21 protein-coding genes are annotated in these 23424 nt (G+C 47.2%); 19 read left to right on the top strand and 2 right to left on the bottom strand.

Going from position 1 to position 23424, the window contains the following annotated elements; genetic code table 11:
- Nucleotides 1–5 precede the first annotated feature (5 nt).
- The 12 genes from MHB62_RS17785 to MHB62_RS17730 are packed head-to-tail and all read left to right on the top strand — an operon-like array spanning nucleotide 6 to nucleotide 12286.
- On the top strand, nucleotides 6–1151 hold the full coding sequence (locus tag MHB62_RS17785; protein WP_032722563.1) for a glycosyltransferase family 4 protein: 1146 nt from the start codon (nucleotides 6–8) through the stop codon (nucleotides 1149–1151).
- Nucleotides 1148–1984 carry a glycosyltransferase EpsE gene (gene epsE / locus MHB62_RS17780; protein WP_032722561.1) on the top strand — a complete coding sequence of 279 codons (837 nt, stop codon included), beginning with the start codon at nucleotides 1148–1150 and terminating at the stop codon, nucleotides 1982–1984. The genes MHB62_RS17785 and epsE overlap by 4 nt, the downstream gene beginning before the upstream one ends.
- A complete protein-coding gene (locus MHB62_RS17775; protein ID WP_032722559.1) occupies nucleotides 1977–3131 on the top strand; it encodes a glycosyltransferase family 1 protein in 1155 nt (384 codons plus the stop codon). The genes epsE and MHB62_RS17775 overlap by 8 nt, the downstream gene beginning before the upstream one ends.
- Nucleotides 3128–4231, top strand: a complete 1104-nt coding sequence (epsG, locus tag MHB62_RS17770) for a biofilm exopolysaccharide biosynthesis protein EpsG (protein WP_015714749.1) — start codon at nucleotides 3128–3130, stop codon at nucleotides 4229–4231. The genes MHB62_RS17775 and epsG overlap by 4 nt, the downstream gene beginning before the upstream one ends.
- A 24-nt stretch (nucleotides 4232–4255) precedes the next feature.
- The gene (locus tag MHB62_RS17765) at nucleotides 4256–5290 is read left to right on the top strand and encodes a glycosyltransferase family 2 protein (protein ID WP_015714748.1); all 1035 of its coding nucleotides are present in this window, start codon (nucleotides 4256–4258) and stop codon (nucleotides 5288–5290) included.
- Nucleotides 5291–5294: 4 nt separating this feature from the next.
- A complete protein-coding gene (locus tag MHB62_RS17760; protein WP_015714747.1) occupies nucleotides 5295–6371 on the top strand; it encodes a polysaccharide pyruvyl transferase family protein in 1077 nt (358 codons plus the stop codon).
- Complete coding sequence (locus tag MHB62_RS17755; RefSeq protein ID WP_015714746.1) at nucleotides 6368–7402, top strand: glycosyltransferase; 1035 nt, start codon at nucleotides 6368–6370, stop codon at nucleotides 7400–7402. Before MHB62_RS17760 ends, MHB62_RS17755 begins: the two co-directional genes overlap by 4 nt.
- Nucleotides 7399–8916, top strand: a complete 1518-nt coding sequence (locus MHB62_RS17750; RefSeq protein ID WP_029725955.1) for an MATE family efflux transporter — start codon at nucleotides 7399–7401, stop codon at nucleotides 8914–8916. Before MHB62_RS17755 ends, MHB62_RS17750 begins: the two co-directional genes overlap by 4 nt.
- The gene (locus MHB62_RS17745) at nucleotides 8913–9521 is read left to right on the top strand and encodes a sugar transferase (RefSeq protein WP_014480945.1); all 609 of its coding nucleotides are present in this window, start codon (nucleotides 8913–8915) and stop codon (nucleotides 9519–9521) included. The genes MHB62_RS17750 and MHB62_RS17745 overlap by 4 nt, the downstream gene beginning before the upstream one ends.
- A complete protein-coding gene (locus MHB62_RS17740; RefSeq protein ID WP_032722557.1) occupies nucleotides 9518–10168 on the top strand; it encodes an acetyltransferase in 651 nt (216 codons plus the stop codon). Before MHB62_RS17745 ends, MHB62_RS17740 begins: the two co-directional genes overlap by 4 nt.
- A gap of 4 nt (nucleotides 10169–10172) precedes the next feature.
- Nucleotides 10173–11339, top strand: coding sequence for a DegT/DnrJ/EryC1/StrS aminotransferase family protein (locus tag MHB62_RS17735; RefSeq protein ID WP_029725953.1), 1167 nt, complete (start codon nucleotides 10173–10175; stop codon nucleotides 11337–11339).
- On the top strand, nucleotides 11318–12286 hold the full coding sequence (locus tag MHB62_RS17730) for a polysaccharide pyruvyl transferase family protein (protein WP_032722556.1): 969 nt from the start codon (nucleotides 11318–11320) through the stop codon (nucleotides 12284–12286). The genes MHB62_RS17735 and MHB62_RS17730 overlap by 22 nt, the downstream gene beginning before the upstream one ends.
- A 9-nt stretch (nucleotides 12287–12295) precedes the next feature.
- Here MHB62_RS17730 and yvfG read toward each other — a convergent pair whose 3' ends face one another.
- Nucleotides 12296–12514, bottom strand: coding sequence for a protein YvfG (yvfG, locus tag MHB62_RS17725; protein ID WP_003219905.1), 219 nt, complete (start codon nucleotides 12512–12514; stop codon nucleotides 12296–12298).
- A gap of 78 nt (nucleotides 12515–12592) precedes the next feature.
- Here yvfG and rpoN point away from each other — a divergent pair, with 78 nt between their 5' ends.
- Complete coding sequence (rpoN, locus tag MHB62_RS17720) at nucleotides 12593–13903, top strand: RNA polymerase factor sigma-54 (RefSeq protein ID WP_029725951.1); 1311 nt, start codon at nucleotides 12593–12595, stop codon at nucleotides 13901–13903.
- 26 nt (nucleotides 13904–13929) lie between these two features.
- Here the strand turns inward: rpoN and lutP are convergent, their stop codons facing one another.
- A complete protein-coding gene (gene lutP / locus MHB62_RS17715) occupies nucleotides 13930–15621 on the bottom strand; it encodes an L-lactate permease LutP (protein WP_015714740.1) in 1692 nt (563 codons plus the stop codon).
- A 227-nt stretch (nucleotides 15622–15848) separates the two neighbouring features.
- Here lutP and lutR point away from each other — a divergent pair, with 227 nt between their 5' ends.
- The 6 genes from lutR (at nucleotide 15849) to ganA (ending at nucleotide 23383) form a co-directional block, all read left to right on the top strand.
- Nucleotides 15849–16571, top strand: coding sequence for an L-lactate utilization/bacilysin biosynthesis transcriptional regulator LutR (gene lutR, locus MHB62_RS17710; RefSeq protein WP_015714739.1), 723 nt, complete (start codon nucleotides 15849–15851; stop codon nucleotides 16569–16571).
- 180 nt (nucleotides 16572–16751) lie between these two features.
- Nucleotides 16752–17744 (top strand): galactan degradation operon transcriptional regulator GanR, encoded by a 993-nt coding sequence (gene ganR / locus MHB62_RS17705; RefSeq protein WP_003244199.1) that lies wholly within the window; start codon nucleotides 16752–16754, stop codon nucleotides 17742–17744.
- A 140-nt stretch (nucleotides 17745–17884) separates the two neighbouring features.
- Nucleotides 17885–19150 (top strand): arabinogalactan oligomer ABC transporter substrate-binding protein GanS, encoded by a 1266-nt coding sequence (gene ganS, locus MHB62_RS17700; protein ID WP_032722554.1) that lies wholly within the window; start codon nucleotides 17885–17887, stop codon nucleotides 19148–19150.
- A gap of 39 nt (nucleotides 19151–19189) precedes the next feature.
- Nucleotides 19190–20446, top strand: a complete 1257-nt coding sequence (gene ganP, locus MHB62_RS17695) for an arabinogalactan oligomer ABC transporter permease GanP (RefSeq protein WP_029318377.1) — start codon at nucleotides 19190–19192, stop codon at nucleotides 20444–20446.
- A 3-nt stretch (nucleotides 20447–20449) separates the two neighbouring features.
- Nucleotides 20450–21301, top strand: coding sequence for an arabinogalactan oligomer ABC transporter permease GanQ (gene ganQ, locus MHB62_RS17690; RefSeq protein ID WP_015714737.1), 852 nt, complete (start codon nucleotides 20450–20452; stop codon nucleotides 21299–21301).
- 18 nt (nucleotides 21302–21319) lie between these two features.
- On the top strand, nucleotides 21320–23383 hold the full coding sequence (gene ganA, locus MHB62_RS17685; protein WP_080287631.1) for a beta-galactosidase GanA: 2064 nt from the start codon (nucleotides 21320–21322) through the stop codon (nucleotides 23381–23383).
- The last annotated feature ends 41 nt before the right edge of the window (nucleotides 23384–23424 follow it).

The raw sequence follows: 23424 nt of genomic DNA, 5'->3' as shown, positions 1-23424 counted from the left end.
TGAAAATGACGAAAAAGATATTGTTTTGCGCGACTGTTGATTATCATTTTAAGGCCTTTCACCTCCCTTATTTTAAATGGTTCAAGCAAATGGGCTGGGAGGTTCATGTCGCCGCGAACGGACAAACCAAGCTGCCGTATGTGGATGAGAAATTCTCCATCTCGATTCGCAGGTCACCTTTTGACCCTCAGAACCTGGCCGTTTATAGGCAGCTGAAGAAAGTGATTGACACCTATGAATACGACATTGTCCATTGCCATACACCGGTCGGCGGCGTTCTCGCCAGACTGGCGGCGAGGCAGGCACGGCGGCACGGAACAAAGGTGCTGTACACAGCGCACGGATTTCACTTCTGCAAAGGGGCACCGATGAAAAATTGGCTTCTTTACTATCCGGTTGAGAAATGGCTTTCAGCATATACAGACTGCCTGATTACGATTAATGAAGAGGATTACATACGGGCGAAAGGACTTCAAAGGCCGGGCGGAAGGACGCAGAAAATTCACGGCATTGGCGTCAACACCGAGCGTTTCCGGCCTGTCAGTCCGATAGAGCAGCAAAGACTCAGAGAAAAGCACGGGTTCCGTGAAGATGATTTTATATTGGTTTATCCGGCTGAGCTCAATCTGAACAAAAACCAGAAGCAGTTAATTGAAGCCGCAGCCTTGCTAAAAGAAAAAATTCCCTCACTCCGCCTTGTGTTTGCCGGGGAAGGGGCAATGGAACATACGTATCAAACGTTAGCTGAAAAGCTTGGTGCCTCCGCCAATGTCTGTTTTTACGGCTTTTGCAGCGACATACATGAGTTGATTCAGCTTGCGGATGTATCTGTCGCATCCAGCATTAGAGAAGGCCTCGGTATGAATGTGCTTGAGGGAATGGCGGCAGAAAAACCGGCGATCGCCACAGATAATCGCGGGCATCGGGAAATCATCCGCGACGGAGAAAACGGTTTTCTGATCAAAATCGGTGACAGTGCTGCTTTTGCCCGCCGGATTGAACAGCTTTACCATAAGCCGGAGCTCTGCCGAAAGCTGGGACAGGAAGGCCGAAAAACAGCCTTGCGCTTCTCGGAGGCGCGAACGGTGGAAGAAATGGCAGATATTTATTCCGCGTACATGGATATGGATACAAAGGAGAAAAGCGTATGAACTCAGGACCGAAAGTTTCTGTCATTATGGGCATTTATAATTGCGAACGCACATTGGCAGAAAGCATAGAATCCATACTCAGCCAATCCTATAAAAATTGGGAGCTGATTTTGTGCGATGATGCGTCAACAGACGGTACGCTCCGCATCGCGAAGCAGTATGCCGCTCATTACAGCGACCGCATCAAACTGATTCAAAACAAAACAAATAAGCGGCTTGCCGCATCATTAAATCATTGTCTTTCGCATGCGACAGGCGATTATATCGCACGTCAGGATGGAGATGACCTTTCGTTTCCGCGCCGTCTGGAAAAGCAGGTCGCGTTTTTAGAAAAGCACCGACATTATCAGGTGGTTGGCACCGGCATGCTTGTGTTTGATGAATTTGGCGTAAGAGGCGCCCGCATTCTGCCTTCTGTTCCGGAGCCGGGCATCATGGCAAAAGGGACCCCATTTTGCCATGGCACGATTATGATGAGAGCGAGTGCCTACCGCACGCTGAAAGGCTACCGGTCGGTGCGGCGGACGAGACGAATGGAAGATATTGATTTGTGGCTTCGCTTTTTTGAAGAGGGCTTCAGGGGCTATAATCTTCAGGAAGCCTTGTATAAAGTGAGGGAAGACAGCGATGCATTCAAACGGCGGTCATTTACGTATTCAATTGACAATGCCATCCTTGTCTATCAGGCGTGCAGACGCTTGAAGCTTCCTTTATCTGATTACATATATATCGCAAAACCGTTAATCCGCGCCTTTATGCCTCCAGCCGTGATGAATCGCTACCATAAAAAAAGAGTGATGAACCAAAAGGAAGGGCTTGTCAAGCATGAATAGCAGCCAAAAGCGCGTGCTCCATGTTCTCAGCGGCATGAACAGGGGCGGCGCGGAAACCATGGTAATGAATTTATATCGGAAGATGGACAAAAGCAAAGTGCAATTTGATTTTTTAACGTATCGAAATGATCCGTGCGCTTATGATGAAGAGATTTTATCTTTAGGCGGGCGGCTTTTTTATGTCCCGAGCATTGGGCAAAGCAATCCCCTTACATTTGTGAGGAATGTGAGAAACGCGATAAAAGAAAATGGGCCGTTCAGCGCCGTTCATGCGCACACGGATTTCCAAACGGGTTTTATCGCCCTTGCGGCAAGGCTCGCCGGAGTGCCGGTCAGGGTATGCCACTCCCACAATACGTCTTGGAAGACCGGCTTCAACTGGAAGGATCGATTGCAGCTGCTCGTGTTCAGGCGGCTCATTTTGGCAAATGCGACAGCGCTGTGTGCCTGCGGAGAGGATGCGGGCAGGTTTTTATTTGGACAGTCCAATATGGAGCGGGAGCGTGTTCACCTTCTTCCTAACGGGATTGACCTTGAGTTGTTCGCCCCAAATGGGCAGGCGGCTGATGAAGAAAAAGCAGCACGCGGCATTGCAGCCGACCGGCTCATCATTGGCCATGTGGCCCGGTTTCATGAAGTGAAAAACCACGCGTTCCTGCTGAAGCTTGCCGCACATCTCAAGGAAAGAGGCGTTCGCTTTCAGCTCGTTCTGGCGGGAGACGGGCCGTTGCGCGGGGAGATAGAGGAGGAGGCGCGGCAGCAGAATTTACTATCAGACGTCCTCTTTTTAGGCACGGAAGAACGGATCCATGAACTGATGCGAACATTCGATGTATTTGTCATGCCGTCTCTGTACGAAGGCTTGCCGGTTGTGCTTGTGGAAGCGCAGGCATCGGGGCTTCCATGCATCATTTCAGACAGCATTACAAAAAAAGTCGACGCCGGTCTCGGGCTTGTCACAAGATTAAGTCTTTCTGAGTCGATCAGCGTCTGGGCTGAAACCATTGCAAGAGCGGCCGCCGCAGGCAGGCCGAAGCGTGAGTTCATCAAAGAAACACTCGCTCAACTTGGCTACGATGCACAGCAAAATGTAGGAGCGCTGCTGAATGTATACAACATCAGCACGGAAAAGGACCATGACCGATGATTGTATATGCCGTCAATATGGGGATTGTATTTATTTGGTCTTGGTTCGCTAAAATGTGCGGCGGCCGTGACGATTCGCTTGCCACGGGGTATCGGCCGAATAAGCTTTTGATCTGGATTCCGCTCGCTTCACTTGTGCTCGTGTCAGGTCTCCGCTATCGAGTCGGCACGGATTTTCAGACGTACACGCTGCTGTACGAATTGGCGGGCGATTATCAAAATGTGTGGCAGATATTCGGTTTCGGCACAGCGAAAACAGCGACAGATCCGGGGTTTACCGCACTCCTTTGGCTGATGAATTTCATCACGGAAGATCCTCAAATCATGTATTTTACGGTGGCGGTCGTGACCTACAGCTTTATTATGAAGACACTCGCCGACTATGGCAGGCCGTTTGAGCTGAGTGTCTTTTTGTTTTTGGGAACCTTTCATTACTACGCGTCTTTTAACGGCATCAGGCAATACATGGTCGCAGCTGCTTTGTTTTGGGCGATCCGTTATATCATCAGCGGGAACTGGAAGCGATATTTCCTGATTGTGCTGGTCAGCTCGCTCTTTCATTCGTCGGCGCTGATTATGATTCCAGTGTACTTTATTGTCAGAAGAAAAGCCTGGTCACCGGCGATATTCGGCCTATCCGCTTTATTTCTCGGCATGACATTTTTATATCAAAAATTTATTTCTGTGTTTGTCGTTGTACTTGAAAACAGCTCATACAGCCATTATGAAAAATGGCTCATGACGAACACAAATGGAATGAATGTGATCAAAATCGCTGTTTTGGTTCTGCCGCTGTTCCTTGCATTTTGCTATAAAGAACGATTGCGGAGTCTGTGGCCGCAAATCGATATTGTCGTTAATTTGTGCCTGCTTGGTTTTTTGTTCGGCCTTTTGGCCACAAAGGACGTGATTTTTGCCAGATTCAATATTTATTTCGGTCTGTATCAAATGATCCTAGTCCCTTATTTCGTCAGGATATTTGATGAAAAATCGAACGCCCTTATCTATATCGCTATCGTTGTTTGTTATTTTCTTTACAGTTATTTGCTTATGCCGGTTGATTCATCGGTTCTGCCTTACAGAACGATTTTTTCCCGGTAATTTATGCACGAGGAGCCGGTCATTATGGAAACACCTGCGGTTAGTCTGTTAGTCGCTGTTTATAACACAGAAACATATATCAGAACGTGTCTCGAATCACTGCGGAACCAGACAGTGGACAATATTGAAATCATCATTGTCAATGACGGTTCAGCTGACGCCAGCCCGGATATCGCAGAAGAATACGCCAAAATGGACAACAGGTTCAAGGTGATTCATCAGGAAAACCAGGGACTCGGTGCGGTTCGGAATAAAGGCATTGAAGCGGCACGCGGCGAATTTATCGCGTTTATCGATTCAGACGATTGGATCGAACCTGATTATTGCGAGCAGATGCTCCGGGCAGCAGGCGATGAAACTGATCTGGTCATTTGCAATTACGCCGCAGAGTTTGAGGACACTGGCAAAACCATGGACTCAGACATTGCCCAAACCTATCAGGATCAGCCGAAGGAGCACTATATCAAGGCATTATTCGAAGGGAAGGTCAGAGGGTTTTCATGGAACAAACTGTACAGAAGAAGCATGATTGAAGCCCATCGGCTGTCGTTTCCGCTCCGAGGCGAGCTGGAGCATGTCGAGGATCAGTTTTTCAGCTTCAGGGCTCATTTTTTCGCCCGCTCAGTATCCTACGTAAAAACGCCGCTCTATCATTACCGAATTCACCTTTCCTCCATTGTGCAGCGCTATCAGAAAAAATTGTTTGAATCAGGACTTGCGCTGTATGAGGCGAATGCGGCGTTTTTACAGGAGAACAACAAACTGGAGGAGTATCGCAAGGAGCTTGATACCTTTATCGTTCTTCACAGCAGCATCTGCATGCTGAATGAATGGAAAACGAGCGGCAGCCGCCGACTGTTTGAAAAGCTTAGAAATGTTGGCGTGATATGCGCGGACCCGGTGTTTCAAGAAAGTCTTTCAAAAACGGGTACCGCTCCTTTTGACGCAAAACGGTCATGCCTGCTTCTGATGGCGAAATACAGAATGATTCCGTTCGTCGCTATGGCATCGGCTATGTATCAGCGGGTGATCGAGTACAAAATGAGAAACAGAGGGTGAGGACATGTCGTTACAATCGTTGAAAATCAATTTTGCAGAATGGCTGCTGCTAAAGGTCAAATACCCGTCCCAATATTGGCTGGGAGCGGCAGATCAACCGGTAAAGGCCGCAGCACATCAGAAAAAAATCATACTGACCCTGCTGCCGTCCCATGACAATTTGGGAGATCACGCAATTGCTTATGCCAGCAAGGCATTTCTTGAGCAAGAATACCCGGACTTTGACATCGTCGAGGTCGATATGAAGGACATTTACAAATCAGCAAAAAACCTGATCCGCTCGCGCCATCCGGAGGATATGGTCTTTATCATCGGCGGCGGAAATATGGGGGATTTATACCGTTATGAGGAGTGGACGCGCCGCTTCATCATTAAAACATTCCATGACTATCGGGTTGTCCAGCTTCCGGCAACGGCTCATTTTTCTGACACGAAAAAAGGGCGCAAAGAGCTGAAACGGGCACAGAAAATTTATAATGCGCACCCCGGCCTGTTGCTGATGGCGCGGGATGAAACAACGTATCAATTTATGAAACAGCATTTTCAAGAAAAAACAATTTTGAAGCAGCCGGACATGGTGCTGTATTTAGATAGAAGCAAGACCCCCGCAGAACGCGAAGGGGTTTATATGTGTTTGCGCGAGGATCAGGAAAGCGTGCTTCAGGAGGACCAGAGGAACCGGGTCAAGGCTGCGCTATGTGAGGAATTCGGCGAGATCAAATCCTTTACGACAACGATCGGCCGCCGGGTCAGCCGCGATACACGCGAACAAGAACTTGAAGCACTGTGGTCTAAGCTGCAAAGCGCAGAAGCCGTCGTCACTGACAGGCTTCATGGCATGATTTTTTGCGCGCTGACAGGAACGCCGTGTGTTGTCATTCGCTCCTTTGACCATAAGGTGATGGAGGGCTATCAATGGCTTAAAGACATCCCGTTCATGAAGCTGATAGAACATCCGGAGCCAGAGCGCGTAACAGCCGCAGTCAATGAGCTTTTAACAAAAGAAACATCCCGTGCAGGCTTTCCGAGAGATGTGTATTTTAAAGGTCTGCGTGACAAAATCAGCGGTGAAGCGCAATGACCCCGCTCGTCAGCATTATTGTCCCGATGTATAATGTTGAACCATTTATAGGGGAGTGCATTGATTCTTTGCTTCGTCAAACGCTTTCTGATATTGAAATCATCCTCGTGAATGACGGAACACCGGATCGTTCAGGCAAAATTGCAGAGGATTATGCAAAACGGGATGCGAGAATCCGGGTCATTCATCAGGCAAACGGCGGGCTTAGTTCAGCGCGAAATACGGGAATAAAGGCCGCGCGGGGCACTTACATCGGCTTTGTAGACGGAGACGATTATGTATTTTCCGCCATGTTCCAGAGGCTGGCTGAAGAAGCGGAGGAAAATCGGCTCGACATCGTCGGATGCGGTTTTTACAAACAGTCATCGGACAGGCGGACATATGTGCCGCCGCAGCTTGAGGCAAACCGCGTGCTGACAAAACGAGAAATGACTGAACAGCTTAAACATGCTCACGAAACGAGATTTATCTGGTATGTATGGCGTTATCTTTACCGCCGTGAGCTTTTTGATAGGGCGAATCTGCTGTTTGCTGAAGACATCCGTTTTGCTGAAGACTCTCCCTTCAATTTGTCCGCTTTTTGCGAAGCGGAGCGGGTGAAAATGCTTGATGAAGGATTGTACATTTATCGTGAAAACCCGAACAGCCTGACAGAAATCCCTTATAAGCCGGCGATGGATGAACATCTTCAAAAACAATATCAAGCTAAAATCGCATTCTACAATCACTATGGCTTAGCAGGCGCATGCCAAGAAGATTTGAATGTGTACATTTGCAGGCACCAGCTTCCGATGCTTTTGGCAAATGCCTGTGCTTCTCCGAATTCGCCGAAAGACATCAAAAAGAAGATCAGACAGATTTTATCCTATGACATGGTGCGGCAGGCTGTCAGACATACACCGTTTCAGCATGAGAAATTATTAAGAGGAGAGCGCTTGGTATTAGCACTGTGTAAATGGCGGCTCACTTTTCTCATCAAGCTGTTTTTCGAGCATCGGGGGATAATGAAAGGCAGTGCGAAGCAAGCATGAAATTCACAATAAACTTCAGCGCTAATCTCACGGCTTTTCTCTTGTCCGTTTTCCTATCGGTTTGGATGACGCCTTTTATTGTCAAAACGCTCGGTGTGGAAGCGTTTGGCTTTGTTCACTTGACACAAAATGTGATTAATTACTTTTCGATTATTACCGTGGCGCTCAGCTCGGTTGTCGTTCGATTCTTTTCTGTTGCTGCCCACAGGGGAGAGCGGGAGAAAGCAAATGCGTATATCAGCAATTATTTAGCGGCCTCTGTTTTGATTTCATTGCTGCTCTTGCTGCCGCTTGCGGGTTCGGCTTTTTTTATTGACCGCGTCATGAATGTGCCGCAAGCGCTTTTGGCTGATGTGCGTTTGTCGATTTTAATCGGCAGTTTGCTGTTTATTTTAACGTTTCTGATGGCGGGCTTCGGCGCTGCACCATTTTATGCCAACCGCCTTTATATCACCAGTTCCATTCAGGCGGTGCAAATGCTTATACGGGTGCTGTCTGTGCTGCTCCTGTTTGCATGCTTTGCGCCGAAAATCTGGCAGATCCAGCTTGCAGCTTTAGCTGGTGCTGTTATTGCGTCTGTGCTGTCTTTCTATTTCTTCAAAAAGCTGATTCCGTGGTTTTCGTTTCGTATGAAGGATCTTTCATTCCGTACAAGCAAGGAGCTGTTTCAAGCGGGCGCATGGAGCTCCGTCAATCAAATCGGCGTCCTGCTTTTTTTGCAGATTGATCTGTTAACCGCCAATTTGATGCTGGGGGCGTCTGCATCCGGGAAATACGCGGCGATTATCCAGTTTCCGCTGCTTTTGCGCAGCTTGGCCGGAACGGTCGCATCCCTGTTTGCGCCCATCATGACTTCATATTATTCAAAAGGCGATATGGAAGGATTGATGAATTACGCCAATAAGGCAGTAAGGCTCAATGGTCTTTTGCTTGCACTTCCTGCTGCCTTATTGGGCGGATTGGCGGGACCTTTTCTGACAATCTGGCTCGGACCGTCCTTTTCAACGATAGCACCGCTTTTATTTATTCATGCCGGATACTTGGTTGTCAGCCTCGCCTTTATGCCGCTGTTTTATATATGGACCGCTTTTAATCAACAAAAAACACCGGCGATTGTTACCCTGCTGTTAGGTGCGGTGAATGTGGTGCTGGCGGTCACGCTGAGCGGGCCGGCTCATCTCGGTCTGTACGGCATAACATTGGCAGGGGCCATTTCTCTTATTTTAAAAAATGCCATCTTTACGCCGCTTTACGTATCCCGCATTACAGGCTACAAAAAGCACGTGTTCTTTAAAGGCATAATCGGGCCTCTTTCAGCCGCTGTATTTGCCTGGACGGTCTGTAAGGCAATTCAGTTCATTGTGAAGATTGACAGCTGGCCGTCATTGATAGCGACGGGAGTGACAGTCAGCTTTTTCTACGCTGTTTTCGCTTTTATGCTCGTTTGTACAAAAGAGGAAAGACAGCTGGTATTAAAACGGTTTCGAAAAACGAAAGGAGCTGTGAATCTTTGATCCTGAAACGACTTTTTGATCTGACGGCCGCCATTTTTTTGTTGTGCTGTACGAGTGTGATCATTCTGTTCACCATCGCCGTTGTCAGGCTGAAAATAGGATCACCTGTCTTCTTTAAGCAAGTAAGGCCAGGCCTGCACGGCAAACCGTTCACCCTATATAAGTTCCGGACAATGACGGATGAACGGGACAGTGAGGGAAATCTGCTGCCAGATGAAGTCCGGCTGACGAAAACGGGCAGGCTGATCAGAAAGCTGAGCATTGATGAGCTTCCGCAGCTCCTGAATGTCCTGAAGGGCGATCTTAGCCTTGTCGGGCCACGGCCGCTTTTGATGGACTATCTGCCTCTTTATACAGAAAAACAGGCACGGCGCCATGAGGTGAAGCCGGGTATCACAGGCTGGGCGCAAATCAATGGCAGAAACGCGATTTCCTGGGAAAAGAAATTTGAATTAGATGTATGGTACGTTGACAACCGGTCATTTTTTCTCGATTTGAAAATTTTATGTTTGACGGTGCGAAAGGTCCTTGTTTCAGAAGGGATTCAGCAAACCAATCATGTGACCGCAGAACGGTTTACCGGAAGCGGAGATGTGTCCTCATGAAAAACGTGGCCATTGTGGGTGACGGCGGACACGGAAAGGTGATCAGAGAGCTGATAAACGCCCGCTCAGATACGCGCTTAGCCGCGGTGCTGGATGATAAATTCAAAACGTTCGAAGGCGGAAAAGAATGGTACACAGGACCGCCGGAAGCCGTTACTGAACTGCGCAGGCTCATTCCTGATGTGCTGTTTCTGATTGCTGTTGGGAAGAACAGTGTCAGAAAACAGCTGGCGGAGCGACTGGGACTGAGGAAAGATGATTTTATTACATTGATTCACCCGTCAGCCATCGTCAGCAAGTCGGCTGTCATCGGGGAAGGGACAGTGATTATGGCGGGCGCGATCATTCAGGCGGATGCGCGCATCGGCGCTCATTGCATCATCAATACGGGTGCAGTGGCAGAGCACGACAATCAAATCAGCGATTACGTTCATCTGTCCCCGCGTGCCACGCTGTCAGGAGCGGTTTCCGTTCAGGAAGGCGCTCACGTCGGAACTGGTGCATCCGTCATACCGCAGATCACAATCGGGGCTTGGAGCATTGTCGGCGCCGGCTCCGCGGTGATCCATCCCATACCGGACAGGGTAACGGCGGCCGGTGCTCCGGCACGCATCATTTCTTCCATTCAAACATCAAACAAAGGATGATTCTATGCATAAAAAAATCTACTTATCTCCCCCTCATATGAGCGGCAGGGAGCAGCACTATATTTCAGAAGCCTTTCGCTCAAACTGGATCGCGCCGCTTGGGCCGCTCGTGAATTCATTTGAAGAACAGCTGGCAGAACGAGTCGGTGTAAAAGCAGCAGCTGCGGTCGGCTCAGGAACGGCGGCGATTCATCTCGCCCTGCGTTTGCTTGAGGTAAAAGAAGGTGACAGCGTGTTTTGCCAGTCCTTCACATTTGTAGCAACCGCCAATCCGATTTTATATGAAAAAGCGGTGCCCGTTTTTATTGATTCTGAGCCTGATACGTGGAATATGTCGCCGACAGCCCTTGAAAGAGCATTGGAGGAAGCGAAAAGAAATGGAACACTGCCAAAAGCGGTTATTGCCGTCAATCTATATGGGCAGAGCGCGAAAATGGATGAAATCGTAAGCCTGTGCGATGCATACGGAGTTCCTGTCATTGAGGACGCAGCCGAATCTCTCGGAACAGTCTATAAAGGGAAGCAAAGCGGAACATTCGGGCGCTTCGGCATTTTTTCATTTAACGGGAACAAAATCATTACCACATCAGGGGGAGGGATGCTCGTTTCAAATGATGAAGCCGCAATTGAAAAAGCAAGATTTCTCGCTTCGCAGGCACGAGAGCCGGCTGTTCATTATCAGCACAGTCAAATTGGACATAATTACAGGCTGAGCAATATCTTAGCCGGCGTCGGCATTGCCCAGCTTGAGGTGCTGGATGAGCGAGTGGAGAAAAGAAGGACCATTTTCACGAGATACAAAAATGCGCTCGGTCACTTAGACGGCGTCCGCTTTATGCCAGAGTACGCAGCAGGCGTATCCAATCGCTGGCTCACCACGCTCACACTTGATAACGGGCTCAGCCCATATGACATAGTTCAACGTCTTGCTGAAGAAAACATTGAAGCCCGTCCGCTGTGGAAGCCGCTCCATACCCAGCCGCTGTTCAATCCGGCTTTATTTTATTCTCATGAAGATACAGGAAGCGTATGCGAAGATTTGTTCAAGCGAGGAATCTGTCTCCCATCGGGGTCCAATATGACAGAAGATGAGCAAGGCCGGGTCATTGAAGTGCTACTGCACTTATTCCAAACTGCCGAGGTGAAGAAATGGACAGCAAGCATTCGATGATCAGCCTGAAACAGAAACTGTCCGGGCTGCTCGACGTCATTCCGAAACAATCAGAGATTATATATGCTGACTATCCTCTATATGGGAATGTAGGGGATTTATTTATTATGAAAGGAACAGAAGCCTTCTTTAAAGAACACGGGATTCGGGTCAGAAAACGCTGGAATCCTGACAATTTCCCAATCGGGCGAAAGCTTGATCCGAATCTCATCATCGTCTGCCAGGGAGGCGGAAACTTCGGGGATCTGTATCCGTACTATCAAGGCTTTAGAGAGAAAATCGTTCAAACCTATCCGAACCACAAAATTGTGATCCTGCCGCAATCGATTTATTTTCAAAACAAAGACAACCTCAAACGGACGGCAGAGATATTTTCTAAGCATGCGAACCTTCACATCATGACAAGGGAAAAAGCCTCCTATGCTACGGCACAGGCCTATTTTACAACAAATCACATTCAGCTTCTGCCTGATATGGCTCATCAGCTGTTTCCCGTCATTCCCACGCAGCAGCCGTCCAATCAAAAGCTGAGATTTATCCGAACAGATCATGAAGCAAACCAGGCGCTTCAGGAACACACAGAAGCGGAAAGCTACGACTGGCGCACGGTGCTGTCAGCTTCAGACCGCCGGACGATTGCTTTTCTGCAAACGCTGAACTTCCTGAATAAAAAAGCAGGCAACCCTTTGCCCATTGCGTATATATGGGGAAAATACTCGGATTATATCGTCCAAAAAGCGATTCGGTTTTTCAGCCGTTACGAATCGGTGGAAACGTCAAGGCTGCACGGCCACATCCTGTCTTCTCTTCTTCAAAAAGAAAACACGGTCATTGATAATTCCTACGGGAAAAACGCCAATTACTTTCATACCTGGATGGAAGGCGTGCCAAGCACCCGTCTCATCCAGCACGCCTCAAAGAAGGAAAACCTTCCTGCTCACATGTGAGCGGAAGGTTTATTTTGATTCTCCACGTTTGACTTTGTTGTATGCTTCATCTAAATGCTGAATCCGTTTCAGGACAACTGCGTTTTTCGTCAGCTGGTCCTGCACTAGTGTTGAGACGACGGAACGGTAGTAGCTGTTCATCGCGTGGATTTTATCCTCAGACTGATTCATTTCAATATGCTGTTTTAAATTCTCAATAAAATAAGGGACGGAAAAAAGTTCAGACATTTCTTTGGCAGCTCCTTTTTCATAAATGTATACGGTGTGATCTCAATCATGTACAATGAAGAAAGGGGAGTGAGCAAGATGGATATGAAACTTCAGCAAGTACAAGTATTAAAGCCTCAACTGACACAGGAGCTCAGGCAGGCCATCACACTGCTTGGCTATCATTCGGCAGAACTCGCCGAGTACATTGATGAGCTCTCACTGGAAAACCCTCTTATTGAACGAAAGGAAACAGACACACCGCCACTATCTTACCATAAAACAAACAAAAACAGGATGAATGCACAGGAAGCGGGCCTTCAATTAAGTGATCCGCAAAAAACATTGCAGGATGCGTTAAAACAGCAGTCACTCGATATGAATCTGACCAACACTGAAAAAAAGATTTTTAATTATCTGATTCATTCGCTTGATTCAAACGGGTACTTGGAAGAAGATGTGGAGGAGGCAGCACGGCGCCTATCTGTATCGGCTAAGGAAACGGAGGCTGTTTTGGCAAAACTCCAGTCATTAGAACCGGCTGGAATCGGTGCGAGATCTTTGCAGGAATGCATCCTTCTTCAATTACAGCGGCTGCCGAACAGAAATGAACAAGCGGAAATGCTGATTTCAGCTCATTTTGATGCTTTTGCGCAAAAAAAATGGAAAGCGCTTTCAGTAGAGACGGGAATTCCGCTTCATACCATTCAAGATATCTCAGATGATATCGCGGCTCTTCATCCTAGACCTGGCCTTCTGTTTGCCCGGCCAGAGCAAGATGTGTATATTGAGCCTGACATTTTTATCACCGTAAAAAACGGGCACATTGCAGCGGAACTGAATACCCGCTCGTTTCCCGAGATCGATCTGCATCCGCAGTACAGAACGCTTTTATCATCCGGCTCCTGTCAGGATACTGTCTCCTATTTATCTGCGAAATATCAGGAGTGGCGCTGGCTGAGCCGCGCGCTGCGGCAGCGAAAACAGACAATCACGAGAATTATCAATGAACTGATCACACGCCAAAAGGATTTCTTTCTGAAAGGGCGAAGCGCAATGAAGCCGCTGACTCTCAGAGAGGTGGCGGACTGTCTAAGCCTTCATGAATCAACTGTGAGCCGGGCCATTAAAGGGAAAACAATACAAACGCCTTACGGGCTGTTTGAGATGAAACTCTTTTTCTCAGCAAAAGCCGAGGCTTCAGGAGAGGGAGATGCGTCGAATTATGCAGTCAAAATGCATCTTGAAGACCTGATCAATCAAGAGGACAAAACAAAACCGCTTTCAGATCAAAAGCTTGTCGATTTGCTGTATGAACAACACGGCATCCAAATCTCGAGACGCACCGTGGCAAAATATCGCGATCAAATGAATATTCCTTCATCGGCAGCGAGAAAGCGATATAAATAAAATCCTCCCTAGACGGGAGGATTTTTTTAAGGAATCATCCAGCTGAATACGTGATGCTGCAAAAAGGTGATGATACAAACGAGCAGCAGCAAAAACAGACTGTGTTTAATGGTAAAGCGGAAAAGATCTGACTCCTTTCCGGCGAGTCCTACCGCGGCGCACGCCACCGCTATCGACTGCGGCGAAATCATTTTTCCTGTGACACCGCCTGAAGAGTTGGCGGCGACAGACAGAACAGGGTCCATACCGACCGATAACGCGGTGACTTTCTGCAGGTTGCCGAACAGCAGGTTGGCGGAAGTATCCGAGCCGGTAATGAAGACGCCGAGCCAGCCGAGGACGGGCGAAAAGAAGGTAAACATCGAACCTGTCAGCGCGAGTGTCATCCCGAGTGTCGTGCTCATTCCCGAGGAGTTGGTGACATAGGCAAAACCAACGACAGAAGCAATGGTCAAAATCGGAAGCTTCAATTCTTGGACTGTTTCTTTAAAAACGGTTCCCCAGTCTTTCCACGAAATCGCCGTGATGAACTTTGACAGCACTGCGGCAATCAATATCGCGGTGCCGGCTGAACCAAGCACCTCAAGCTTGTAAACCGCCTCAATCGGCGTACCGTCAGCATTGACAATCTGATTGTTCAAAAAAGGCACCCCGGGGGCAAAAGTCAGTTTTTCTCCAACTGCATTGAGCCACTTCAAGAACACCGCAGAGCCTTCATAATGCCCGGTCAGTGCAGATTTGACAGATGGAATGCCCCATACGGAAATCATCGCTGTCAGCAGCAGAAATGGCGACCAAGCCTTAAAAATCTGTCCGCCACTGTATGCAGGCGCCGCCGGATTTGTGCGCGCCGTTTCAATTGAGGCGGCCGACTCTTGTTCACCGGCAAACCGGAATGTTGTTTTCGGCTTCCACCATTTCAAAAACACAGCAAGTGCAGCCATTGAAACAAGAGCTGACAAAACATCGGGCAGCTCAGGTCCTAAAAAATTGGAACTGAGATATTGAACAACGGCAAAGGAAACACCGGATACGAGAATCGCCGGCCAGACCTCCAAGGCTTTCCTGAAACCGCTCATGATGATGATTAAATAAAGAGGAATAAATACGGATAAAAACGGCAGCTGCCGCCCGACCATTTGCGAAATCTCCATCGCCGGAATCCCTGTCGGCCCTTCTACGGCTGTAATTGGAATCCCAATCGCCCCAAAGGCAACCGGCGCCGTATTGGCGATCAAACAGATCCCCGCAGCATAAAGAGGATTAAAGCCGAGACCGACCAGCAGCGCGGCAGAAATGGCGACCGGCGCTCCGAAGCCTGCTGCCCCTTCTAAAAAAGCCCCGAATGAAAAAGCGATCAAGAGAGCTTGAAGCCGTCGGTCATCAGTAATCGAGAGAACAGAGCTGCGAATGATATCAAACTGTCCCGTTTTCACAGTGATTTTATACAAAAAAACAGACGTCACAATGATCCAGCCGATCGGCAACAATCCGTATACGGCTCCTTGTGTCGCGGACATCAGCGCTTTTTCCGCCGGCATACGATAAACCAATACAGCAATGATAAGGGCGATCCCCAATGTGGCCAAGCCTGCTGTATACCCCTTCATCCGTTTAATCGCGAGTGCCCAAAAAAAGAAAATAATCGGTACAAGTGCGGCAAGCGCTGATAATAGCAAATTTCCCCCTATAGGCGTATATGCCTGTGTCCATTGCATCCCAAACCCCTCCTTGAAACATAAACTGGCGCTATATGTAAGCGGTTTCTATAGATGATATGATCATCTGATGACTGGGTAATAAGACCAGTTACCTAGCATTATATTTTGAAAAAAATCAAAGTACAAGACTTTTTGACAAAATAGTCAAAATCTTTTGGCGGCCCACAAAACAGAGTATAATAGATCGTAAACAGCCAGACCTACAAGTTACGGGGTGAATTGCATTGAAATATAAACAGATTAAAACAAAAAAAATATATGAAGAAGTAGCGGATGCCCTATTAGATATGATCAAAAACGGCGAATTGAAGCCGGGGGATAAACTGGACTCTGTTCAGGCGCTTGCTGAGAGCTTTCAAGTCAGCCGTTCAGCGGTTCGCGAAGCACTTTCTGCGCTAAAAGCGATGGGGCTTGTCGAAATGAAACAGGGAGAAGGCACGTATCTGAAGGAATTTGAGCTCAATCAAATTTCTCAGCCGCTCTCAGCCGCCCTTCTGATGAAAAAAGAGGACGTCAAGCAGCTGCTCGAGGTCAGAAAACTGCTTGAAATCGGCGTAGCTTCACTAGCGGCTGAAAAAAGGACAGAAGCAGATCTCGAAAGAATTCATGATGCACTAAAGGAAATGGGCAGCATTGAAGCGGACGGGGAGCTGGGAGAGAAAGCAGACTTTGCATTTCATCTTGCGCTTGCGGACGCTTCTCAAAATGAACTTCTTAAACACTTGATGAATCACGTGTCATCATTGCTGCTGGAAACAATGAGGGAAACGAGGAAAATCTGGCTGTTTTCCAAGAAGACCTCCGTTCAGCGGCTGTATGAGGAGCACGAACGGATTTACAATGCTGTGGCTGCCGGGAACGGTGCAGAGGCGGAAGCCGCCATGCTGGCGCATTTGACGAATGTGGAAGATGTGCTTTCGGGATATTTCGAGGAAAATGTGCAATAACCAACTCATTTCCCGGGCAATTCCGCGGTTCCGAATGATACGAACAACTGAGACTGAGCCGCAAATGGTTCAGTCTTTTTACATGAGGCAGCCAGAGGGCTTTGTGCACTTGACATTTGCGAAAAAGAAAGTAAAATATTTTACTAAAACAATGCGAGCTGAATAATGGAGGCAGATGCAATGGCGACAATTAAAGATATCGCGCAGGAAGCGGGATTTTCAATCTCAACCGTTTCCCGCGTTTTAAATAACGATGAAAGCCTTTCTGTTCCTGATGAAACACGGGAGAAAATCTATGAAGCGGCGGAAAAGCTTAATTACCGCAAAAAAACAGTAAGGCCGCTGGTGAAACATATTGCGTTTTTATATTGGCTGACAGATAAAGAAGAATTAGAAGATGTCTATTTTAAAACGATGAGATTAGAAGTAGAGAAACTGGCGAAAGCATTCAATGTCGATATGACCACTTATAAAATAGCGGATGGAATCGAGAGCATTCCTGAACATACGGAAGGATTTATTGCCGTCGGCACATTTTCAGATGAAGAGCTGGCTTTCCTCAGAAATCTCACTGAAAACGGCGTGTTCATCGATTCAACTCCTGATCCCGATCATTTTGACTCGGTAAGGCCCGATTTGGCACAAATGACAAGGAAGACGGTAAACATCCTGACTGAGAAGGGGCATAAGAGCATCGGTTTTATCGGCGGCACATACAAAAATCCGAATACCAATCAGGATGAAATGGACATCCGTGAACAAACCTTCAGATCCTATATGAGGGAAAAAGCCATGCTGGACGAGCGCTATATTTTCTGTCATCGCGGATTCTCTGTAGAAAACGGCTACCGCCTGATGTCAGCAGCGATCGATACATTAGGCGATCAGCTTCCGACTGCTTTTATGATTGCAGCGGACCCGATTGCAGTGGGCTGTCTGCAAGCCCTGAACGAAAAAGGAATTGCCATACCAAACAGGGTAAGCATTGTAAGTATCAACAACATCAGCTTCGCGAAGTATGTCTCGCCTCCTCTGACGACGTTTCATATTGATATACATGAATTATGTAAAAATGCTGTTCAATTACTGCTTGAACAAGTGCAGGACAAGAGAAGAACGGTAAAAACATTATATGTGGGCGCAGAATTAATCGTCAGGAAGAGTATGAATTAAGGATGACTTAGGACACTAAGTCATTTTTTATTTAGGTAAAAAAATTTACTCTATGAAGTAAATAGTTTGTTTACACATTTTCTCAGGCATGCTATATTATCTTTAAAGCGCTTTCATTCCTACCGAAAGGGTGACAATCAATGAAAATGGCAAAAAAGTGTTCCGTATTCATGCTCTGCGCAGCTGTCAGTTTATCCTTGGCGGCTTGCGGCCCAAAGGAAAGCAGCAGCGCCAAATCGAGTTCAAAAGGGTCAGAGCTTGTTGTATGGGAGGATAAAGAAAAGAGCAACGGCATTAAAGACGCTGTGGCTGCATTTGAAAAAGAGCATGATGTGAAGGTCAAAGTCGTTGAAAAACCGTATGCCAAGCAGATTGAAGATTTGCGAATGGATGGACCGGCCGGCACAGGCCCTGACGTGTTAACAATGCCAGGGGACCAAATCGGAACCGCTGTCACGGAAGGATTACTCAAGGAATTACATGTCAAAAAAGACGTTCAATCACTTTATACTGACGCTTCCATTCAGTCTCAAATGGTAGATCAAAAGCTTTATGGACTGCCAAAAGCGGTCGAAACGACTGTGCTTTTTTACAACAAAGATCTCATCACAGAAAAGGAATTGCCCAAAACGCTGGAAGAGTGGTACGACTATTCCAAAAAGACTGCTGACGGCAGCAAATTTGGCTTTTTAGCCCTATTCGATCAAATTTATTATGCAGAAAGTGTGATGAGCGGATATGGCGGATACATTTTTGGAAAGGCCAAAGATGGGAGCTATAACCCGTCAGACATTGGAATCAATAATGAAGGAGCTGTCAAAGGTGCGGCGCTGATTCAGAAGTTTTACAAAGATGGCCTGTTCCCGGCTGGCATTATTGGAGAACAAGGGATTAACGTGTTGGAATCGCTGTTCACAGAAGGAAAAGCCGCCGCAATTATTTCTGGTCCATGGAATGTAGAAGCCTTTTCGAATGCAGGAATCAATTATGGCATTACGAAACTGCCGAAGCTGGAAAATGGGAAAAACATGAGCTCCTTTATCGGCGTCAAAAGCTACAACGTCAGTGCATTTTCAAAGAATGCAGAGCTGGCGCAAGAATTAGCCGTTTTCCTGGCAAATGAAAAAAATTCTAAAACACGATATGAAGAGACGAAAGAAGTTCCTGCTGTGAAATCCCTAGCCAATGACCCGGCTATTATGAAAAGCGAGGCGGCACGGGCAGTTACTGAACAATCCCGTTTCTCAGAGCCAACACCAAATATTCCGGAAATGAATGAAATATGGACGCCGGCTGATTCAGCATTACAGACGGTTGCCACAGGGAAGGCGGATCCGAAACAAGCATTGGATCAAGCCGCTGAAACCGCCAAAGGACAAATTAAGGCAAAGCACAGCGGAAAATAAAGAGAAAGCTAGATTTGTATTGTAAGAGAGGTGAAAACGGTGCAGCATCGTCAAGTCGCTTTGTTGCTTTCTATCATTCCGGGACTCGGGCAATTTTATAACAAGCAATGGATAAAAGGTATTGTCTTTCTTTTCTTAGGCGCATCGTTTTTTGCGGTCTTTGGGAATTTGCTCAATATGGGGTTTTGGGGAATCTTTACACTGGGAACAGAAGTGCCGCGGGATAATTCCGTTTTTCTGCTGGCGGAAGGAATTATTGCTGTCATCGTGACCTGCTTTGGCCTTGCGGTGTATTATGTGAATCTTCGCGATGCGTTCCAAAGCGGAAAACAGCGTGATGAAAATAAGCCATTAAGTTCCTTAAAGGAACAATACCAACATATCATTTCTGAGGGCTATCCTTATGTCGTCAGCGGCCCATCTTTGTTTATTTTAATTTTCGCCGTGATCTTTCCTATCTTATTCAGCTTTGCATTAGCGTTTACAAACTATGATTTGTATCATTCTCCTCCTGCAAAATTAATTGATTGGGTCGGTTTTCAAACGTTCGCAAATATTTTCACAGTTGATATTTGGAGGTCGACTTTTTTTGATGTACTGGCTTGGACGGTGGTTTGGACACTTGCTGCATCCACACTGCAAGTCAGCTTGGGGATTTTTCTCGCGATCATTGTTAACCAGAAAGACCTTCGGTTTAAACGTTTTTTTCGGACCATTCTGATTTTGCCATGGGCCGTTCCCGGTTTTGTGACGATTTTAATTTTTGCGGGACTGTTTAATGATAGCTTCGGTGCGATGAATCACGATATCTTGGCTTTCTTCGGGATAGATCCGCTTCCGTGGATGACAGATGCCAATTGGTCGAGGCTTGCGTTGATTCTCATGCAGGGCTGGCTTGGATTTCCGTACATCTTTCTCGTCTCAACAGGCGTATTGCAATCCATCCCGGACGATCTGTATGAAGCAGCTACGATTGATGGCGCTTCTGTCTTTTCAAAGTTGAGATACATCACGCTTCCAATGGTGTTCATTGCAATGGCTCCGATTATCATTACCCAGTTTACGTTTAATTTTAATAACTTTAATATTATCTATCTATTCAATGGCGGAGGTCCGGCTGTAACCGGATCAACAGCCGGCGGGACAGATATCCTCGTTTCATGGATTTATAAATTGACAATGCAGTCCAGTCAATATTCTCTTGCTGCGGCTTTAACCATTTTATTATCTGTATTTGTTATCTCCATCGCATTGTGGCAATTCAGACAGACAAAGTCTTTTAAAGAGGGGGCATAAGGTATGCTGGCAGATATGAAAGTCAGAAAATATATCCGTCTCCTTTTCTCTTACTTGTTGCTAGCCTTTATGGCGGTCATCATTGTTTATCCTCTCCTTTGGACGGCAGGCGCAAGCTTTAATCCCGGCAACAGCTTAATCAGTACATCCATCATTCCGAAGCATCCGACATTCGACCATTACAAGGAATTATTTGCGGGCAAAGAAAGCCTTCAATATGTGCAGTGGTATGTCAACTCAATGAAGATCAGCCTGTTTACAATGGCAGGGTCTTTGCTCTGTGTGACATTTACAGCCTATGCGTTTTCGCGTTTTCGCTTCAAAGGCAGGAAATACGCTTTAACGCTCTTTTTATTGCTGCAGATGATTCCTCAGTTTTCAGCTTTAATTGCCTTGTTTGTGCTGGCGCAAATCTTGGGAATGATCAATAGCCATTGGCTGCTAATCTTGCTTTATATCGGCGGCCTGATCCCGATGAATACGTATTTGATGAAAGGGTACATGGATTCCATTCCGATGGATTTAGACGAAAGCGCCAAGATTGACGGAGCCAGCAGCACCAGAATTTTCTTCCAGATCATTCTGCCATTATCAAAACCGATGGCGGCAGTCGTGGCCATGAACGGCTTTACCGGTCCGCTCGGAGATTTTGTGCTGTCCTCAACCATATTGAGAACGCCTGAATCATATACATTGCCCGTCGGTCTATTCAATTTAGTGAATGATGTCATGGGGGCCAGCTATACGACATTTGCGGCCGGAGCCCTGCTTATCAGCATACCGGTGGCCATCATCTTTATCATGCTGCAAAAGAATTTTGTGTCCGGACTAACCGCAGGCGGAACGAAGGGCTAAGAGAAAAAGGAGGAGAATGTGATGTCAAAGCTTGAAAAAACGCACGTAACAAAAGCGAAATTTATGCTCCATGGGGGAGACTACAACCCCGATCAGTGGCTGGATCGGCCCGATATTTTAGCTGACGATATCAAACTGATGAAGCTTTCTCATACGAATACGTTTTCTGTCGGTATTTTTGCATGGAGCGCACTTGAGCCGGAGGAGGGCGTATATCAATTTGAATGGCTGGATGATATTTTTGAGCGGATTCACAGTATAGGCGGCCGGGTCATATTAGCAACGCCGAGCGGAGCCCGTCCGGCCTGGCTGTCGCAAACCTATCCGGAAGTTTTGCGCGTCAATGCCTCCCGCGTCAAACAGCTGCACGGCGGAAGGCACAACCACTGCCTCACATCTAAAGTCTACCGAGAAAAGACACGGCACATCAACCGCTTATTAGCAGAACGATACGGAAATCACCCGGGGCTGTTAATGTGGCACATTTCAAACGAATACGGGGGAGATTGCCACTGTGATCTATGCCAGCATGCTTTTCGGGAGTGGCTGAAATCGAAATATGACAACAGCCTCAAGGCATTGAACCAGGCGTGGTGGACCCCTTTTTGGAGCCATACGTTCAATGACTGGTCACAAATTGAAAGCCCTTCGCCGATCGGTGAAAATGGCTTGCATGGCCTGAATTTAGATTGGCGCCGGTTCGTCACCGATCAAACGATTTCGTTTTATAAAAATGAAATCATTCCGCTGAAAGAATTGACGCCTGATATCCCTATCACAACGAATTTTATGGCTGACACACCGGATTTGATCCCGTATCAGGGCCTCGACTACAGCAAATTTGCAAAGCATGTCGATGTCATCAGCTGGGACGCTTATCCTGTCTGGCACAATGACTGGGAAAGCACAGCTGATTTGGCGATGAAGGTCGGTTTTATCAACGATCTGTACCGAAGCTTGAAGCAGCAGTCTTTCTTATTAATGGAGTGTACGCCAAGCGCGGTCAATTGGCATAACGTCAACAAGGCAAAGCGCCCGGGCATGAATCTGCTGTCATCCATGCAAATGATTGCCCACGGCTCGGACAGCGTACTCTATTTCCAATACCGCAAATCACGGGGGTCATCAGAAAAATTACACGGAGCGGTTGTGGATCATGACAATAGCCCAAAGAACCGCGTCTTTCAAGAAGTGGCCAAGGTAGGCGAGACATTGGAACGGCTGTCCGAAGTTGTCGGAACGAAGAGGCCGGCTCAAACCGCGATTTTATATGACTGGGAAAATCATTGGGCGTTCGAGGATGCTCAGGGGTTTGCGAAGGCGACAAAACGTTATCCGCAAACGCTTCAGCAGCATTACCGCACATTCTGGGAACACGATATCCCTGTCGACGTCATTACGAAAGAACAAGACTTTTCACCATATAAACTGCTGATCGTCCCGATGCTGTATTTAATCAGCGAGGACACCATTTCCCGTTTAAAAGCGTTTACGGCTGACGGCGGCACCTTAGTCATGACGTATATCAGCGGGGTTGTGAATGAGCATGACTTAACATACACAGGCGGATGGCATCCGGACCTTCAAGCTATATTTGGAGTTGAGCCTCTTGAAACGGACACCCTGTATCCGAAGGATCGAAACGCTGTCAGCTATCGCAGCCAAATATATGAAATGAAGGATTATGCAACCGTGATTGATGTAAAGACAGCTTCAGTGGAAGCAGTGTATCAAGAAGATTTTTATGCGCGCACGCCAGCGGTCACAAGCCATGAGTATCAGCAGGGCAAGGCGTATTTTATCGGCGCGCGTTTGGAGGATCAATTTCAGCGTGATTTCTATGAGGGTCTGATCACAGACCTGTCTCTTTCTCCAGTTTTTCCGGTTCGGCACGGAAAAGGCGTCTCCGTACAAGCGAGGCAGGATCAGGACAATGATTATATTTTTGTCATGAATTTCACGGAAGAAAAACAGCTGGTCACGTTTGACCAGAGTGTGAAGGACATGATGACAGGAGACATATTGTCAGGCGACCTGACGATGGAAAAGTATGAAGTGAGAATTATCGTAAACACACATTAGGCTGATGCTCCGCTCGATATGGGCGGATTCTTTTTTCTATA

Source organism: Bacillus sp. FSL K6-0255 (assembly GCF_045040725.1).
Lineage (GTDB): Bacteria > Bacillota > Bacilli > Bacillales > Bacillaceae > Bacillus > Bacillus subtilis.
The sequence above is the reverse complement of the archived record's forward strand: the minus strand, read 5'-3'. Positions and strand labels throughout refer to the sequence as shown.

What these genes read in the sequence shown, in the direction of transcription:
- MHB62_RS17785 (WP_032722563.1), top strand. Translation starts at nt 6, where the DNA reads ATGACGAAAAAGATATTGTTTTGCGCGACTGTTGATTATCATTTTAAG.
- epsE (WP_032722561.1), top strand. Translation starts at nt 1,148, where the DNA reads ATGAACTCAGGACCGAAAGTTTCTGTCATTATGGGCATTTATAATTGC.
- MHB62_RS17775 (WP_032722559.1), top strand. Translation starts at nt 1,977, where the DNA reads ATGAATAGCAGCCAAAAGCGCGTGCTCCATGTTCTCAGCGGCATGAAC.
- epsG (WP_015714749.1), top strand. Translation starts at nt 3,128, where the DNA reads ATGATTGTATATGCCGTCAATATGGGGATTGTATTTATTTGGTCTTGG.
- MHB62_RS17765 (WP_015714748.1), top strand. Translation starts at nt 4,256, where the DNA reads ATGGAAACACCTGCGGTTAGTCTGTTAGTCGCTGTTTATAACACAGAA.
- MHB62_RS17760 (WP_015714747.1), top strand. Translation starts at nt 5,295, where the DNA reads ATGTCGTTACAATCGTTGAAAATCAATTTTGCAGAATGGCTGCTGCTA.
- MHB62_RS17755 (WP_015714746.1), top strand. Translation starts at nt 6,368, where the DNA reads ATGACCCCGCTCGTCAGCATTATTGTCCCGATGTATAATGTTGAACCA.
- MHB62_RS17750 (WP_029725955.1), top strand. Translation starts at nt 7,399, where the DNA reads ATGAAATTCACAATAAACTTCAGCGCTAATCTCACGGCTTTTCTCTTG.
- MHB62_RS17740 (WP_032722557.1), top strand. Translation starts at nt 9,518, where the DNA reads ATGAAAAACGTGGCCATTGTGGGTGACGGCGGACACGGAAAGGTGATC.
- MHB62_RS17735 (WP_029725953.1), top strand. Translation starts at nt 10,173, where the DNA reads ATGCATAAAAAAATCTACTTATCTCCCCCTCATATGAGCGGCAGGGAG.
- MHB62_RS17730 (WP_032722556.1), top strand. Translation starts at nt 11,318, where the DNA reads ATGGACAGCAAGCATTCGATGATCAGCCTGAAACAGAAACTGTCCGGG.
- yvfG (WP_003219905.1), bottom strand. Translation starts at nt 12,514, where the DNA reads ATGTCTGAACTTTTTTCCGTCCCTTATTTTATTGAGAATTTAAAACAG.
- rpoN (WP_029725951.1), top strand. Translation starts at nt 12,593, where the DNA reads ATGGATATGAAACTTCAGCAAGTACAAGTATTAAAGCCTCAACTGACA.
- lutP (WP_015714740.1), bottom strand. Translation starts at nt 15,621, where the DNA reads ATGCAATGGACACAGGCATATACGCCTATAGGGGGAAATTTGCTATTA.
- ganR (WP_003244199.1), top strand. Translation starts at nt 16,752, where the DNA reads ATGGCGACAATTAAAGATATCGCGCAGGAAGCGGGATTTTCAATCTCA.
- ganS (WP_032722554.1), top strand. Translation starts at nt 17,885, where the DNA reads ATGAAAATGGCAAAAAAGTGTTCCGTATTCATGCTCTGCGCAGCTGTC.
- ganQ (WP_015714737.1), top strand. Translation starts at nt 20,450, where the DNA reads ATGCTGGCAGATATGAAAGTCAGAAAATATATCCGTCTCCTTTTCTCT.